Below are 15,795 nucleotides of genomic sequence, written 5' to 3' on the forward strand. Positions count from 1 at the left end.
CGTAGACGCGTGCCAGTCGTCGTCGTCACCGATTCATCTTCGCGCCTGCCCGCCGAGATCGCCGACCACTACGGTATCCGGCAGGTGCCGTTGCACCTGACGCTGGACGACGAGGATTATCGCGAAGGCGTGGACGAGATGCCCGCAGACATCGTCTCTCACCCGGGTGTGACGACCTCAGGGGCCAATCCGCACGAACTCGGCACCGCTTACGAACAGGCGCTGGCCGACAGCGACGGCGACGGAGTGGTTGCGGTCCACATGTCGCGTCGCCTGTCGGGAACCTGGAGCGCCGGCCGGCTGGCCGCTGAGAAGTACTCCGGACAGGTCCGCATCGTCGATTCACGGTCGGTGGGCCTGGCCGTCGGCTTCACCGCGATCGGTGCGGCGCAGGCGGCGAATGCCGGCGCCGATCGCGATCGCGTCTACGAATCCGCGATCCGACAGGCCGCCACCATCGACTCGATGCTGTGCGTCCATCAACTCGAGAATCTCCGACAGAGCGGCCGGATCAGCGCAGCGAGCAAGATGCTGGGTTCGGCGTTGTCGATCAAGCCGATCCTGCACATGGTCGACGGCGTGCTCACTTTGCGTGAACGCCACCGGACCTTCTCCAAGGCGCTGGAAAAAATGGCCGACGCGGCGGTCGAGTCAGCGGCCGGCCGGCCGGTGACCCTCGGTGTGCAGCACTGCGAATCACCCGAGCTCGCATCCGAATTCGCCGATTCCATCGCCGATCGATTTCGCGAGGTGACGTCACGGGTGATCGTCGATCTCGGTCCGGTGCTGGGCTGCCACGTGGGGCCGGGGGCCATCGGGGTGACACTGGCCACCAACCTCGAACCGATCGAACTGTAGATTCTCGACGCGGCCGAATCCACAGCCGCCGGTTGATCCACAGATCTCTGTCGGCAGCCGACGTGCGGACTGAATCGACGACGATCGGTTCTAGCCTCGACGGGCATGAGCACAACCTCGCCGCGGCGCCGGTCCGGTCTGGATCGACTCGACTCCCGTGCCCCGAATCAGACCGTTGTGGAGTCGGAAATACCTGCGCGGCAAGAAATTCCAGATTCGTCGGAGGTAAATGACGATGGGGTCGACACCGTCGGCGTCGGCGGTCCGTGGCCGGTCACGGCCGTACCCACCTGGTACGCGCCGGTCGGCGACGCCGAGCGATCCGGGGAGCAACTCAGCGTCGGCGATCGGTTCGGTGCCCTCGACGCAGAGGACGTCGACGACGAACCGCGCCGACGTTTTCTCGTCGCGCCACCGGCCGCGATCGCCCTGATCCTGGTGGGGATCGCGGCGTGTGCCGTGGCGGGGTTCTCGCTCCTGCGCGCCGGAACGGACACGGCGACTCCCGTGGCGTTCCCGGCGACCGCCGGACCGTCGGCCGGCGTTGCCGCCGACCCGACCCAGGTGTCCTCGCCGCAGACTGCGGCACCCCAGCCGCCGACCCAGGCCGCCGAACTGGTGGTCAGCGTGGTGGGACTGGTGCATCGCCCGGGGCTGGTGCGGCTGTCGGCCCAGGCGCGCGTGGCCGACGCGATAGCTCGTGCCGGTGGGGCGCGGAAGGGAGCGGATCTGCTGTCGCTCAACCTGGCTCAACGCCTCAACGACGGTGACCAGGTTCTGGTCGGCTACGGCGGCGACGGTGGGCGGATGGCGCTGCGCAGTGCTGTCGTCGGCGGCGGGCAGTCGGGTGCGGCTGAGTCGGGCTCGTCGGCGGGGCGCAGCGACACATCGGCGACCGACGACGGGCCGGGAGGGAAGGTGAATCTGAATTCCGCGACCGAGGCGCAACTCGATGAACTGCCCGGTGTCGGACCGGTGACGGCACAGGCCATTCTGGCCTGGCGTGAGGCCAACGGACGATTCACGTCGGTCGACCAGCTCGCCGAGGTCGATGGCATCGGGCCCACCCGGTTTGCGCGGCTGCGCGATCTGGTGACGGTGTGACCGCTGGGCGTGTGGCCCGGAGTGTCGTGCCGAGTGGCGACTACCGGCTGGTGGTGCCCGGGGCGAGCACCTGGACGGTGACCTTGCTGATCCTGTTCGGCCCGCGCGCGGTGGTGTGGCCGGTGCTGGTTGTCGGCGTGCTGGTCTGTGCGGCCTGCGCACTCGCCGTCCGCCGGGCGTGGGTGACTTGGGCGACGGTGTCGCTGGTGGTGGTCGCGGCGGCGATGGCGACGGTGACCGCCGGGGCATTGGCGATGCGGCTGCAGGCTGCGACGGCTCACCCGCTGAGCGGGATCGAGGGCAAAGTGCGGATCAGTGCGGTGGTCGGCGACGACGCGATCATCATGGGTTCGTCCGCACGGGTGCGTGTCCGCGTGGATGTCTGCGAGTTGTCGGGACGCGCGGTCGCGCCGGCGTCGGCGGAGCTGACCGGTCCCGCTGCGAGCTGGTCGGAACTTTCTGTGGGTCAAAGCTTCTCGACTGTCGTCCGGGTGAGCCCGCCACGGCGGGGTGAGATGCTGGTGGCGCGGCTGTCCGCGGTGGCCGAGCCGCGGCTGCTTGGCCGGCCGCCGCCGCATCAGCGACTGGCGACCTTCATTCGCGCACGGCTGCAGCAGATCTCCGCGCGGGCTCTGGGGGTGGAGGCTGCCGGTCTGCTGCCTGGTCTGGTCCTCGGGGACACCAGTGGACTCGGGACCGAGGTGCGGTCGGACTTCCGCGCGGCGGGGTTGACCCACCTGGTGGCGGTGTCGGGCGCCAACTTCGCGATCGTTTGCGGAGCTGCGGTGCTGGCGGTGCGGATGCTGGGCGCGTCGCCAGGGGTGACGGCGGTGGTCGGGGCGATCGTGGTGGTGGCCTTCGTGATCCTGGTCCGCCCCTCTCCGAGTGTGCTGCGCGCGGCGATGATGGGCCTGATCGGACTGCTGGCGTTGATCCGGTCACGGCGAGCGCAGGCGTTGCCGGCGCTCGGGACGGCGGTGGTGCTCGGGTTGCTGTGGTGGCCGGAACTCGCCGCGGATCCAGGATTCGCGTTGTCGGTGATCGCGACCGCGGGACTGGTGCTGTGGTCGGCCCCGGTGCGAGATCGGTTGCGCCGCTGGCGAGTACCGGCCGGCGTTGCCGAGCTGCTGGCGATGGCGCTGGTGGCGCAGCTGGTCACCGCGCCTGTCGTCGCGATGATAGGTGGGCGGTTCAGCGTCGTCGGACTGGCCGCCAATGTGGCGGTCGCACCGATCGTCGGGGTGATCGCGATCATCGGCACCGGCGCCGCAGTGCTGGGTGCGATGGGCGGACCCAACGGCCCGGGCGCGGTGTGCGCCGAACTGATGATCCGTGCGCTGGCACCGGAATTGTGGTGGATGCTGAGCTGCGCCCGCGTACTGGGCCGTCTGTCGTGGGCGGCGATCGAGGTTCCCTCCGGAGTGCTCGGTGCGGTGATCGTCGCGCTCATGACCGTGTGCGCTCTCGGGGCGCTCCGCGCGGTCTGGCAGCATTGTCGTCGTGAGTGAACGCCTACATCTGTTGCTCGGTGATGACGACTTCCTGACCGGGCGGGTCATCAGTTCGATCACCGCACAACAGGCGGCAGCGGCCGGCACCGAGGTTCCGGTGACGCGGGTCCGCGCCGGCGATGTGACCGAGCACGAGTTGGCCGAATTGCTCAGTCCGTCGCTGTTCGCCGAGGATCGGATCGTCGTGGTGGAGTCGGCGGCCGAGGCGGGTAAGGAACCCGCCTCGCTGATCGCGCAGGCAGCGGGGGAGTTACCCGAGGGCATCACCCTGATGGTGATCCACACCGGCGGCGGTCGTGCGAAGTCACTGGTGCCCGCACTGAAGAAGGCCGGTGCCACCGAGCACGACTGCGCCGGGCCCAAGTGGCCGTCGGAGCGGATGGATTTCGTGCGCAAGGAGTTCCGCGTGCTCGGCGCCAAGGTGAGCAACGACGTGGTGGAACAGGTCGTCGAAGGGGTCGGTGCCGAGCTACGGGAACTGGCCGCGGCGTGTGCCCAGCTCGTGGCCGACACCGACGGGAAGGTCACTGTCGACGCGGTCCGCCTCTACTATCAGGGGCGCCCGGAGATCACCGGATTCGAGGTGGCCGACAAGGCGGTGACCGGTGACCGTCCGGGCGCATTGGAATCACTGGCATGGGCCGAACATCATGGGGTCCCGCGCGTGTTGCTCGCCGACGCGCTGGCCGAGGCCGTCCATGCGATCGCCCGGGTCCGCGCCATCGGTTCGATGGATCAATACGCGGCCGCATCCGAGCTCGGCATGCCGCCGCGGCGGGTCAAGAAGGTGCAGGCTCAGGCGCGCGCCTGGGATTCGGTGTCGATCGCGGCCGCGGTGCGGGTGGTGGCCCAGCTCAACGGCGACGTCAAGGGGCAGGCCGCGGACCCGGCGTTCAGTCTCGCGCACGCCGTCGCGGCGGTGGCGGACCTGCGTCCGGCGCCCGGACAACGCAGTTCACCCCGGTGACCGCGTGGACGTCACCGGGGTGAACCGAAAAGACTTCAGCTGATCTGAAAGAAAGAGTCGGGATCAGAGCTTGTTGACGGCGATGGCCATCGCCGACTTCTTGTTGGCGGCCTGGTTGGCGTGGATGACGCCCTTCGAGGCAGCCTTGTCGAGCTTGCGGCCGGCGGCACGCGACAGCTCGGCGGCCTTGTCCTTGTCGCCGGAGTCGACGGCTTCGCGGAAGCTGCGGATCGCGGTGCGCAGCGACGACTTCACCGACTGGTTGCGCTGACGGCGCTCCTCGTTGGTCCGGTTACGCTTCATCTGCGACTTGATGTTGGCCACGCGTGTATCCCTCTTGATCTGGTCGGTAGTTGTTTCGTTTCCAGCAGGTCGGGTGCCGTGAATCCGGTGGATCACGTCGACGCTGCGACAGCGGTCGACTTTACCAGCAGGCGGCCACCCCGCCCAAATCGCGGACAGAGCCGATTAGGCTGGCGCTCATCATGTCAGTCGTCTTCATTCACATCGGCCTGCCCAAAACCGGCACAACCCACCTTCAGGATCGCCTCTGGCGTAACCGTGACCTGGCATTACGGTCATCGGGTCTGCTCTATCCGGGCAATCACATGACCGATCACTTCCATGCCGCCACCCATCTGCAGCCCGAGCGCTACCTGGACTGGGTGAACCCGGACTTCGATGACGCGTGGCCCAACCTTCTGGGTCAGATGAAGGCCTGGCCGGGAAAATCGCTACTCTCCCACGAGCTGTATGCGACGGCCACACCGCGACACATCGACACACTGATGTCGGACCTCTCCTTCGCCGACGAGATCCATGTCATCGCAACCGTCCGCGATCTGGCGCGGCAACTGCCCTCGGTGTGGCAGGAGAACATCAAGAACCAGCGGCGTGCCGATTTCGCCGAGTTCCTGGCGTCGGTGCGTGAGCACGGACCGGCGGTGCCCGGCTTCGTGCCACCGACCGACGGCGGCGAAGAGGAACCGTTCTGGGAGTTCCAGGACTATGTGCGGATCCTCGCCGACTGGGCCGACGCGGTGGGCCCGCAACGAGTGCATCTGGTGACCGTACCGACCCGCCGCGACACTCCCGGGGAATCGATCTGGGAGAGATTCCTGCGGGTACTCGACGTCGATCCGGCGCCGCTGACGATGGATGTGCCGAACCTGAACTCGTCGTTGCCGGCGGCACAGGCCGAGTACCTGCGCCGACTCAATCACCATCTGCAGCCGTCGGACGTGCATTGGAGCCGCTATGACGGGGTGGTCAAGGGTCAGGTCATCCAGATCCTGAAACGCGCGCACGGCGCGCCCCTGGGGCTCAGCGCAGAACAACGTGTCTGGGCGGCGAGCGCCGCCGATGACATGGTGGCGGCCGTCCGGTCGCGTGGCTACGTCGTCTCCGGCGATCTCGCCGATCTGGAGGTGTCCACCGCCGCGGGTGTCGACGCCGAGCCGCCGACCACGCAGGACATACTCGACGTCGCTGTCACGACCATGGCGGAGATGGTCAAGGAGGCGCCGATCCGTGACGACCGCCCAAGGCTGCGGACACGCGCGATGAACGTGGCGCGTCGTGCCCGGCGTCGGGTACGCGCGCTGCGCCGTCGGTGATCGGCGTGGCACGCCCGTGGCCAACAGTCCTGCCGAATCGCGGTTTTTGTAGCACCATGTCAAGTTATGAGTCCCGCGCCGACGACCTCCGCCAGCAAGCGAGCCGCCAGCAAGGCCACGAAGTCCACCACGACTACTGGTAGCCCGGCGAACAAGTCGACCAAGGCCACCAAGTCGTCGTCCGGGCGAAAGTCCGACACCAAGGCCGCGGGCACCAAGGGGCGGTCCAAGGAACCGGCCAAACGTGCCAAGACCACGGTCCGTGAACCCAAGGCGATCGACAACACGATCTTCGCCGGATACTCGAAAGGGCCGTACGGCAAGGCCTTCGACGAGATGTTCGACGCCGACGGCGAGGTGCGCGCACCATACCGCGGCATCTACAAGGCGATGTCGGCCTACGATACGGCCGACCTCGACGTGCGGGTCGATGCACTCGGCCGCGCGTTCATCGATCAAGGTGTCACGTTCTCGCTGTCCGGCAAGGAACGACCGTTCCCGCTCGACGTTGTGCCGCGGGTGATCTCGGCGAGCGAATGGAGCAAGCTGGAAGCCGGTATCACCCAACGGGTGCAGGCCCTGGAGTTGTTCCTCGACGACATCTACGGCGAACAGGAGATCCTGCGCGACGGGGTGTTGCCGAAACGGCTTGTGCACTCGTGTGAGCATTTCCATCGGCAGGCCGCAAACATCCGTCCGCCCAACGGGGTTCGCATCCATGTCGCGGGTATCGACCTCATCCGTGACGAGAACGGCGATTTCCGGGTACTCGAGGACAACCTGCGATCCCCGTCCGGCGTCTCGTATGTGATGGAGAACCGGCGCACCATGGCGCGGGTCTTCCCGGATCTGTTCTCCTCGCATCGGGTGCGTGCGGTTGCCGACTATCCCAGTCACCTGTTGCGCGCGTTGCGGGCATCGGCGGCGTTCAACGAGGCCGATCCCAACATCGTGGTGCTCACCCCGGGTGTCGCGAACTCCGCCTACTTCGAACATTCGCTGCTGGCGCGACTGATGGGCGTCGAGTTGGTCGAGGGTCGAGACCTCTTCTGCCGCGACAACATCGTCTACATGCGCACCACTGAGGGTGAGCAGCGGGTGGACGTGATCTACCGCCGCATCGACGACGATTTCCTCGATCCGATGCAGTTCCGGCCGGATTCCATGCTCGGCGTCGCAGGCCTGCTGAATGCCGCCCGCGCCGGCAACGTGGTTATCTCGAGTGCGGTCGGCAACGGCGTCGGCGACGACAAGCTCATCTACACCTACGTTCCGGACATCATCGAGTACTACCTCGGTGAGAAACCCTCGTTGCAGAACGTGGACACGTTGCGGTGCTGGCTCGACGACGAGTGCGAAGAGGTGCTCGACCGGATCGACGAACTCGTGGTCAAACCGGTGGAGGGTTCCGGCGGCTACGGCATCGTGTTCGGTCCGGACGCCACCAAGGCAGAATTGAACACGTTGGCCCGCAAGGTACGCAACGACCCCCGCGGATGGATCGCACAGCCCGTCGTGCAGTTGTCGACGGTGCCGACCAAGATCGACGGGGAGGTGCGGCCCCGGCACGTCGACCTGAGGCCGTTCGCCGTCAACGACGGGGAGTCGGTGTGGGTTCTGCCCGGTGGTCTCACCCGCGTCGCCCTGCCCGAGGGATCGTTGGTGGTCAACTCCAGTCAGGGCGGCGGCTCCAAGGACACGTGGGTGCTCGCGTCGGCGCGCTCGTCGGAAGATCGTGAACTCTCCGGGGCGAAGGTGGTCAACGCCAGCGGGGTCGCCGCCGCCCGCCCGGCCGAGAACGCTCCCGACCCGCTGCACACCCAGACCCAACAACAGCAGCAGGGCCTCGAACAGCAGGGTGGTGAGCACTGATGATGTTGGCGCGCAACGCGGAATCGCTCTACTGGATCGGCCGCTACGTCGAACGTGCCGACGACATGGCACGCATTCTCGACGTCGCGATCCACCAGTTGCTCGAGGATGCGACTGTCGACGTGGACCGTCAGGCACGCCTGGTTATCCAGGTTCTGGGTCTGGACACGCCGAGTACCGACGATCTGATCGACGTGTGGGCCCTGACCGAGCGCGTCGCCTACGACAAGGACGCAATCGGTTCGATCGTCGACCTGATCCGGTCGGCCCGGGAGAACGCACGTGGTGCGCGTGAGGTCACGTCCAGCGAGATGTGGGAGTGCCTGAACACCACCTACAACGGTCTCAACGACGCCGAACGTCGGGCTCGCCGGCTCGGCCCGCACGAGTTCCTGTCCTACGTGAAGAACCGGGCCGCCATGTTCGCGGGACTCGCCGACGCCACCCTCAGCCACGACGACGGCTACCGGTACCTGCTGCTCGGGCGGTCGGTGGAACGCGTGGACATGACCATTCGGATGCTGCTGTCGCGCGCCGGCGATCGCGTCACGTCGCCGTCGTGGGTCAGTGTGCTGGTGTCAGCCGGTGCACACGACACCTTCCTGCGCACCTACCGAGGACGGCTCGACGCGGAGAACATCGTCGAGTTCATGTTGGTGGACAGGCTGTTCCCGCGGTCGGTGTTCCACGCGCTGCGGGTGGCCGAGCACAATCTGAACGACCTGGAGAAGCGGCCGAGCCGCGTCGGCACCCAAGCCGAGGCGTTGTTGCTCCTCGGCCGTGCGCGCAGCTCGTTGGAGTTCATCGAACCGGGCAATCTGCTCGAGGACCTGCAGGACCGTCTGCTCGATCTCCAGGACACCTGCCGCGCGGTCAACGAGGCGGTGACCGGCCAATACTTCCATGTGTCGCCGTATGTCTCGTGGGCCGACGCCCGCGTGAGCGATTCGGAGGACCACATGATCGAGGAGAGTGAACTGTGAGCTGGCGTCTACGCGTCGTCCATTCCACCGGATTCGCCTACAAGAGTCCGGTGACGTCGTCGTACAACGAGGCCCGCCTCACGCCCCGCAGCGACAACCGGCAAAACGTCATCATCAACCGGGTCGAGACGGTGCCGGCCACGAGGTCCTACCGCTACACCGACTACTGGGGCACTGCGGTGACCGCCTTCGACCTGCACGCACCGCACGAGGAACTCGAGGTGTCCGGCATGTCGGTGGTGGAGACCGAGGCCGGTGGCCGGGTCCCGGTCGCCGAGCAACGCACCTGGGACGACGTGCGCAGCGACTACGTCGAGGACCGCTACGACGAGATGCTCTCTTACACCGGGTACGTGCCGAAGAACCGACAGCTGGCCTCGGCGGCGACGCGACTTGCCAAAGGGCTCGATCCCGATGCGGCCGTCGAGGCGGTGTGCCGCTACGTGCACGAGGAGATGAAGTACGTGCCTGGCACGACCGGCGTGCACACCACCGCCGTCGACGCATGGAACGAACGCAAAGGTGTCTGCCAGGACTACGCGCACCTGTCGTTGCTGATGTTGCGCAGCCTCGGCATCCCCGCCCGATACGTCTCGGGGTATCTGCACCCGAAACCCGATGCGGCCATCGACAAGACGGTCGAGGGGCAGAGCCACGCGTGGATCGAGGCGTGGACAGGTGGTTGGTGGGGTTACGACCCGACGAATGCCACCGGCATCACCGAGCAGCACGTGTCGGTCGGAGTCGGACGCGACTACTCGGATGTGTCACCCCTGAAGGGGATCTACACCGGTGGCGGGGCAACCGATCTCGATGTCGTCGTGGAGATCACCCGGCTGGCCTAGCGGTCAGTGCCAGCCGAAGTCGGCGCGTAGACGGGCCGCGACCCGGTCGAACCGCGCACGATCGAGAATGGCGCCCTCGCGACGGATGCCGTGTTCGGCAACGACCAGGACCCGGTCGAGCCGAACGAAACTCTCCCGCCGCGACGCATCCCACACCCCGCTGCCGATACCCATCCAATCAGGGTCCTCGCGGTGATACTCCCTGCTGGACAGCATCAATCCGAGGAGATTCGCGCCGGACCGGCCGACAACGAGCACCGGGCGGTCCTTGCCCTGATCGGGATCATCCTCGTAGCGCACCCAGGTCCACACGATCTCGCCCGGATCGGCGGCGCCGTCGAGGTCAGGGGAGTAGCAGATCGCGCGCGCGAGAGTACGTGTCGCAGCGGTACGCGGAGTGAGTCGCATCGCGGGTCAGCCCATCAGGGTGTCGAACACGGCGTCGGCGGTCACCGTGGCGGTGGGTGCGCGATCGGGGTTGAGATTGTGGCCGACCTTCTCGATCTCGACGACGCGGGTCGGCGACGAAATCAACGCCACCGCGTCGGCGAGTTCCGCAGGTGTGGCGAACGGATCGGTACTGCCATGCACGATCACCGTGGGCACCGAGATCGACGACAGATGTTCGGTTCGCAGCCGGTCGGGTTTGCCCGGCGGGTGCAGGGGATAGGACGTCAGCAGCAGGCCATCGGCCAGATCCGGATTCTCGGCAACCGCCATCGAGGCCTGCCGACCGCCATAGGAATGACCGCCGACGATCAGCGGAACACCGTCGAGCCGGAACGTCTCGCAGGCCGCGACGATGCCGGCACGATCGGCAGCCGCCGTCGACGGGCTCGGCGGGCCCTTGGGGCGCCGTTGTCGGTAGGGCAGATCGATACGGGCCACCAGCAGGCCCCGCGCGGACAGCTCGTCGGCCAGCACGCGCAGGATGACCGCGTGTCGGTTGCCGCCGGCGCCGTGCGCGAGCACAGCCACCCCGATCCGATCGTGGCCGGGTTCGGTGACCTCGGCCACCACCGAGTCGGCGTCGTACGTATGCGACTCGGGACTGTTCGGAGGGGGCGCGGCAGCCATTGCACAACCGTAGCGGCGAGCGTCGCCGACGCCGACCGCGGCGGGCATGAGAAACTGGACCCAGCGACGTGGTCACCTTCGGCCGCGTCACCATGCCGCACGTCCGAGGAGCAGTTCGATTCCCACCTTCGCTGACACCACCTTCACCGACCCCGCGCGGATCCGGAACTTCTGCATCATCGCCCATATCGACCACGGGAAGTCCACCCTGGCCGACCGTATGTTGCAGCTGACCGGCGTGGTCGAGGAGCGTCAGATGCGCGCGCAGTACCTCGATCGGATGGACATCGAACGTGAGCGCGGCATCACCATCAAGGCGCAGAACGTGCGCCTGCCGTGGCAGGTCACCGAGCCCGACGGCGCCACCACCGACTACGTCATCCACCTGATCGACACACCCGGCCACGTCGACTTCACCTATGAGGTCTCGCGTGCCCTCGAGGCCTGTGAAGGGGCGATTCTGCTGGTCGACGCCGCCCAAGGCATCGAGGCGCAGACGCTGGCCAACCTCTACCTGGCGATGGACAAGGACCTGACGATCATCCCGGTCCTCAACAAGATCGATCTGCCGGCGGCCGATCCGGACCGCTACGCCGCGGAGATCGCGCACATCATCGGCTGCGAGGCCGACGAGGTGCTGCGGGTGTCGGGTAAGACCGGAGCCGGCGTGGCCGAACTGCTCGACGAGGTCATCCGGCAGGTCCCCCCGCCCGAAGGTGATCAGGACGCTCCGGCGCGCGCAATGATCTTCGACTCGGTCTACGACACCTACCGTGGGGTGGTCACCTACGTCCGTGTCGTCGACGGACGCGTCCTGCCGCGCGAGAAGGTGCTGATGATGTCGACCGGCGCGACACATGAACTTCTCGAGGTCGGCATCGTCTCGCCCGAACCGAAGGCATCCAAGGGGCTGGGAGTCGGTGAGGTCGGCTACCTGATCACCGGTGTGAAAGACGTGCGGCAGTCCAAGGTCGGCGATACCGTGACCACGGCCAAGCACGGGGCCGAGGAACCATTGACGGGCTACCGGGAGCCGCAGCCCATGGTCTACTCGGGGCTCTACCCAGTGGACGGCTCGGACTACCCGGTGCTGCGCGAGGCGCTGGACAAGCTGCAACTCAACGACGCGGCACTCGCCTACGAACCGGAGACCTCGGTGGCCCTCGGGTTCGGTTTCCGCTGCGGCTTCCTCGGGCTCCTGCACATGGAGATCACCCGTGAACGCCTCGAACGCGAGTTCAACCTCAACCTGATCTCGACAGCACCCAACGTCGTCTATCGGGTCATCATGGAGGACGGGCAGGAGATCACCGTCACCAATCCATCGGACTGGCCTGCGGGCAAGGCCAAGCAGATCTTCGAGCCGATCGTGAAGATGACGATCATCGCTCCGAGCGAGTTCGTCGGGGCGATCATGGAACTTTGTCAGAGCCGGCGCGGTGATCTCGGCGGGATGGATTACCTCTCGGAGACCCGCGTCGAGCTGCGCTACACGATGCCGATGGCCGAGATCATCTTCGACTTCTTCGATGCACTCAAGTCGCGCACCCGCGGCTACGCCAGCCTCGATTACGAGGAAGCCGGCGAGCAGGAAGCCGAGCTGGTGAAGGTCGACATCCTCTTGCAGGGGGAGGCCGTGGACGCGTTCAGCGCGATCGTGCACAAGGATGCGGCCTATGCGTACGGCAACAAGATGGCCACCAAACTCAAGGAACTGATCCCGCGTCAGCAGTTCGAGGTACCGGTGCAGGCGGCCATCGGCTCCAAGATCATCGCGCGCGAGAACATCCGTGCCATCCGCAAGGACGTGCTGGCCAAGTGCTACGGCGGTGACATCAGCCGCAAGCGCAAGCTGCTCGAGAAGCAGAAAGAGGGCAAGAAGCGGATGAAGACGATCGGGCGGGTCGACGTCCCGCAAGAGGCGTTTGTCGCCGCGCTGTCCACCGACTCACTGGGAGACAAGCCGAAGGGGAAGTAGACCGTTGGACAACCGCCGCAACCCGGTACTGGCCGAGAGTCCGCTGCCGCACGGACTGCCCGACTTCGCGTCGATCTCCGACGACGACTTCCTGCCCGCCTTCGGTGAGGCGATGGCGACCCATCTCGCGGAGGTGGAGTCGATCGCCACCGACCCACGGCCCGCGACGTTCGCCAACACCGTAGAGGCGTTGGAACTGTCCGGGCGGGATCTCGCTCGGGCCGGCGGGATCTTCTTCAATCTCGTCGGGCCGGACACCAACCCGCAGCGCAACGAGATCTCCCGGCAACTCTCGACCTTGCTGACCGACCACGCGAACACCATCGCCATGGATCGGCGACTGTTCGAGAGGATCTCGGCGCTGCACGACCGCGCAGACGAACTCGACCTGACCGAGGCGCAGCAACGGTTGCTCGCCAAGCGCTATCGCGAATCGGTGCGGGCCGGCGCCGGGCTCGGCCCGGACGAGCAAGAACAGATACGCCAGATCTCTTCGCGGCTGGCATATCTCAGCACGACGTTCTCGCAACGCATTCTCGATGACACCAATGCCTCGGCGGTGCTCGTCGACAACATCGCCCAGCTCGACGGGCTCTCGGCGGGACAGGTCGCCGCCGCTCGCCGGGCGGCAGCCGACGCGGGACACGAATCCGGTTACCTGCTCACCCTGGAACTACCCAGCAGCCAGGCGGTACTCACGGGGCTCACGGATCGTTCGGTGCGGCAACGGGTCTTCGACGCGTCGATCTCGCGCTGTGCGCGGGGTAACGACCACGACACCCGTGAGCTCGTCCTCGAGATCGTCGGGCTTCGCGCTCGACGTGCCCGACTCCTGGGGTATCGCGACCATGCCGAGTATGTGATCGCCGAGGAGACCGCACCCAACCCGGCCGCGGTCGTCGAGTTGCTGGCCGAGCTCACCGCGTCCGCCCTGCGGGCGGGCGGACGCGAACTGACCCGCCTGAACCGGTTCGCCGACGAGGAGATCGGCGCGGCCGACCTCACCTACTGGTTGGAACGGGAGCGGCGGGCCGCGTCTGCGGTTCCGCTCGACGACTTCGGTGACTACTGCGAGCTCGACAATGTGTTGCAGCGCGGGGTGTTCTATGCCGCGGGCAAACTGTACGGACTGCGATTCATCGAACGAACCGACCTGCACGGCTACCACCCCGACGTGCGGGTGTGGGACGTGATCAACGAGGCGGGGCGCAGCATCGGCCTGTTCCTGGGTGACTTCTATGCGCGCCCGTCCAAACGGGGCGGCGCCTGGATGAACAACATCGTCGACCAGTCGATGGTGTTGTCCACACAACCGATCGTGGTGAACGTCGCCAATCTGACCAAACCCGATGACGGCGCGCCCTGCCTGCTGACGATGGACCAGCTGACCACTCTGTTCCACGAGTTCGGACACGCCCTGCACGGTTTGTTGTCGGCTGTCGACTACCCGTCGCAATCGGGTACGTCGGTGCCGCGGGACTTCGTCGAGTTCCCGTCGCAGGTGAACGAGATGTGGGCATTGCATCCAGATGTGTTGTCGCAGTATGCCCGTCACCACGCCACGGGTGAACCCATTCCGGCGGCGCTGGCCGATGCGGCACGCGATGCGGCGAAGACCGAGAGCGCGCACTCCACGATCGAGTATCTCGCTGCCGCGCAGCTCGATCTGGCCTGGCATCGGATCACCGCCGACGACACGGTCGACGATGTCGCGCAGTTCGAACGAGATGCGTTGCGGGCGGCAGGTTTCATCGGTGACCTGATCCCGCCGCGGTATCGCAGCGCGTACTTCAACCACATCTTCGGCGGCGGCTATTCCGCGGGCTACTACTCCTACATCTGGTCGGAGGTACTCGACGCCGAGACCGAACAGTGGTTCCTCGCCGAGGGTGGACTGCTGCGCGACAACGGCCGACGCTTCGCCGAGGCAACACTTTCGCGCGGCGACAGCATCGACCCGTTGGCCGCCCACGAGACGCTCATCGGGCGGACTCCACGCATCGAACCACTGCTCACCCGGCGCGGACTCGTCGCGTCCGAGGAACGCTAGCCGCGGCGATGGAATCCGGGGCCGGTTCTTGTCGCGACAGCCGCGGCGATCTAACGCGGTTCGCTCTGCTCAGTATCGCGGCTGCCGTGGTCACCATCGCGATGAAGGTGATCGCTTGGCAGATCACCGGTTCCGTCGGCCTGCTGTCCGATGCGGCCGAGTCGGTGGTGAATCTCGTTGCGGCGGTTGGCGCGTTCGTGGCCCTACGAGTAGCCGCCCGGCCGGCCGACACCGGTCACAACTTCGGCCACACCAAGGCTGAGTACTTCTCGGCCGTCATCGAGGGTGTGATGATCTTCGTCGCGGCCGGCGCGATCATCGTCACCGCGATCAACAGGTTGATCAACCCCACGGAACTGGAGGCGGTGGGCCCCGGTCTGGCCATCTCGGTCGGGGCCACGGTCATCAACGGCGTAGTGGCGGTGGTCTTGTTGCGGGCCGGGCGACGTCATCGATCGATCACCCTGGAAGCCGACGGCAAACACCTGATGACCGACGTCTGGACCACAGTGGGGGTGGTGTTCGGGGTGTTCCTGGTTGCCGTCACCGGCTGGCTTCGGCTCGATCCGCTCATCGCCATGGCCGTCGCGATCAACATCCTGGTGGTGGGCAGCCGACTGATCTGGCGCTCCGCGGCGGGGATGATGGATGCGGCGCTACCGGAATCCGACCTGGCGGTGATCGACACGACGCTGAGCCCACATCGCGACCGCGGCGTGGTCTTCCACGACATCCGCACCCGTGAGGCCGGACATCGTCGGTTCGTCCAGATGCACATGCTGGTGCCGGGTGAGTGGTCGGTGCAACACGCCCACGACCTCGCCGAAGAGGTCGAAGGTGAGTTGCGGGCCGCCCTGTCACACCTCGACGTCGCCATCCACGTCGAACCGGTCGACGATCCGCGCGCCTACGAGTCCTGGCGCCTGAGCTAGTG

At 66.6% G+C, this 15,795-nt stretch carries 14 protein-coding genes; 11 read left to right on the forward strand and 3 right to left on the reverse strand.

Features of this window, described 5'->3' with window-relative positions:
* Positions 1 to 9 precede the first annotated feature (9 nt).
* The 4 genes from L1892_RS06010 to holA all read left to right on the forward strand — a co-directional run bounded on the left by L1892_RS06010 (position 10) and on the right by holA (position 4,440).
* Positions 10 to 858 (forward strand): DegV family protein, encoded by an 849-nt coding sequence (locus tag L1892_RS06010; RefSeq protein ID WP_235722643.1) that lies wholly within the window; start codon positions 10 to 12, stop codon positions 856 to 858.
* Between the two features lie 105 nt (positions 859 to 963).
* Positions 964 to 1,962 (forward strand): helix-hairpin-helix domain-containing protein, encoded by a 999-nt coding sequence (locus L1892_RS06015; RefSeq protein ID WP_235722645.1) that lies wholly within the window; start codon positions 964 to 966, stop codon positions 1,960 to 1,962.
* Positions 1,959 to 3,470 (forward strand): ComEC/Rec2 family competence protein, encoded by a 1,512-nt coding sequence (locus L1892_RS06020; RefSeq protein ID WP_235722646.1) that lies wholly within the window; start codon positions 1,959 to 1,961, stop codon positions 3,468 to 3,470. The genes L1892_RS06015 and L1892_RS06020 overlap by 4 nt, the downstream gene beginning before the upstream one ends.
* The gene (holA, locus tag L1892_RS06025) at positions 3,463 to 4,440 is read left to right on the forward strand and encodes a DNA polymerase III subunit delta (protein WP_235722647.1); all 978 of its coding nucleotides are present in this window, start codon (positions 3,463 to 3,465) and stop codon (positions 4,438 to 4,440) included. The genes L1892_RS06020 and holA overlap by 8 nt, the downstream gene beginning before the upstream one ends.
* A gap of 63 nt (positions 4,441 to 4,503) precedes the next feature.
* On the opposite strand, the gene rpsT is transcribed toward holA, so the two are convergent.
* Positions 4,504 to 4,764, reverse strand: coding sequence for a 30S ribosomal protein S20 (rpsT, locus tag L1892_RS06030; RefSeq protein WP_235722648.1), 261 nt, complete (start codon positions 4,762 to 4,764; stop codon positions 4,504 to 4,506).
* A gap of 161 nt (positions 4,765 to 4,925) precedes the next feature.
* On the opposite strand from rpsT, the gene L1892_RS06035 reads away from it, so the two are divergent.
* The 4 genes from L1892_RS06035 (at position 4,926) to L1892_RS06050 (ending at position 9,756) form a co-directional block, all read left to right on the forward strand.
* Positions 4,926 to 6,056, forward strand: coding sequence for a sulfotransferase family protein (locus tag L1892_RS06035; RefSeq protein WP_235722649.1), 1,131 nt, complete (start codon positions 4,926 to 4,928; stop codon positions 6,054 to 6,056).
* 66 nt (positions 6,057 to 6,122) lie between these two features.
* A complete protein-coding gene (locus L1892_RS06040) occupies positions 6,123 to 7,928 on the forward strand; it encodes a circularly permuted type 2 ATP-grasp protein (RefSeq protein WP_235722650.1) in 1,806 nt (601 codons plus the stop codon).
* Entirely contained in the window at positions 7,928 to 8,911 is a 984-nt protein-coding gene (locus tag L1892_RS06045; protein ID WP_235722651.1) for an alpha-E domain-containing protein, read from the forward strand. Before L1892_RS06040 ends, L1892_RS06045 begins: the two co-directional genes overlap by 1 nt.
* Positions 8,908 to 9,756: a transglutaminase family protein gene (locus tag L1892_RS06050; protein ID WP_235722652.1), complete on the forward strand. Its 849-nt coding sequence runs from the start codon at positions 8,908 to 8,910 to the stop codon at positions 9,754 to 9,756. Before L1892_RS06045 ends, L1892_RS06050 begins: the two co-directional genes overlap by 4 nt.
* A 3-nt stretch (positions 9,757 to 9,759) precedes the next feature.
* Here the strand turns inward: L1892_RS06050 and L1892_RS06055 are convergent, their stop codons facing one another.
* Together L1892_RS06055 and L1892_RS06060 are read right to left on the reverse strand one after the other, a co-directional pair.
* On the reverse strand, positions 9,760 to 10,164 hold the full coding sequence (locus L1892_RS06055; protein WP_235722653.1) for a type II toxin-antitoxin system PemK/MazF family toxin: 405 nt from the start codon (positions 10,162 to 10,164) through the stop codon (positions 9,760 to 9,762).
* 6 nt (positions 10,165 to 10,170) lie between these two features.
* Entirely contained in the window at positions 10,171 to 10,833 is a 663-nt protein-coding gene (locus L1892_RS06060; protein WP_235722654.1) for an alpha/beta hydrolase family protein, read from the reverse strand.
* Between the two features lie 46 nt (positions 10,834 to 10,879).
* On the opposite strand from L1892_RS06060, the gene lepA reads away from it, so the two are divergent.
* The 3 genes from lepA to L1892_RS06075 are packed head-to-tail and all read left to right on the forward strand — an operon-like array spanning position 10,880 to position 15,793.
* On the forward strand, positions 10,880 to 12,811 hold the full coding sequence (lepA, locus tag L1892_RS06065; protein WP_235722655.1) for a translation elongation factor 4: 1,932 nt from the start codon (positions 10,880 to 10,882) through the stop codon (positions 12,809 to 12,811).
* A 4-nt stretch (positions 12,812 to 12,815) separates the two neighbouring features.
* Complete coding sequence (locus tag L1892_RS06070) at positions 12,816 to 14,861, forward strand: M3 family metallopeptidase (protein ID WP_235722656.1); 2,046 nt, start codon at positions 12,816 to 12,818, stop codon at positions 14,859 to 14,861.
* A gap of 8 nt (positions 14,862 to 14,869) precedes the next feature.
* The gene (locus tag L1892_RS06075) at positions 14,870 to 15,793 is read left to right on the forward strand and encodes a cation diffusion facilitator family transporter (protein WP_235722657.1); all 924 of its coding nucleotides are present in this window, start codon (positions 14,870 to 14,872) and stop codon (positions 15,791 to 15,793) included.
* The last annotated feature ends 2 nt before the right edge of the window (positions 15,794 to 15,795 follow it).

The sequence above is a fragment of the Gordonia tangerina genome (genome assembly GCF_021556435.1).
GTDB lineage: Bacteria > Actinomycetota > Actinomycetes > Mycobacteriales > Mycobacteriaceae > Gordonia > Gordonia tangerina.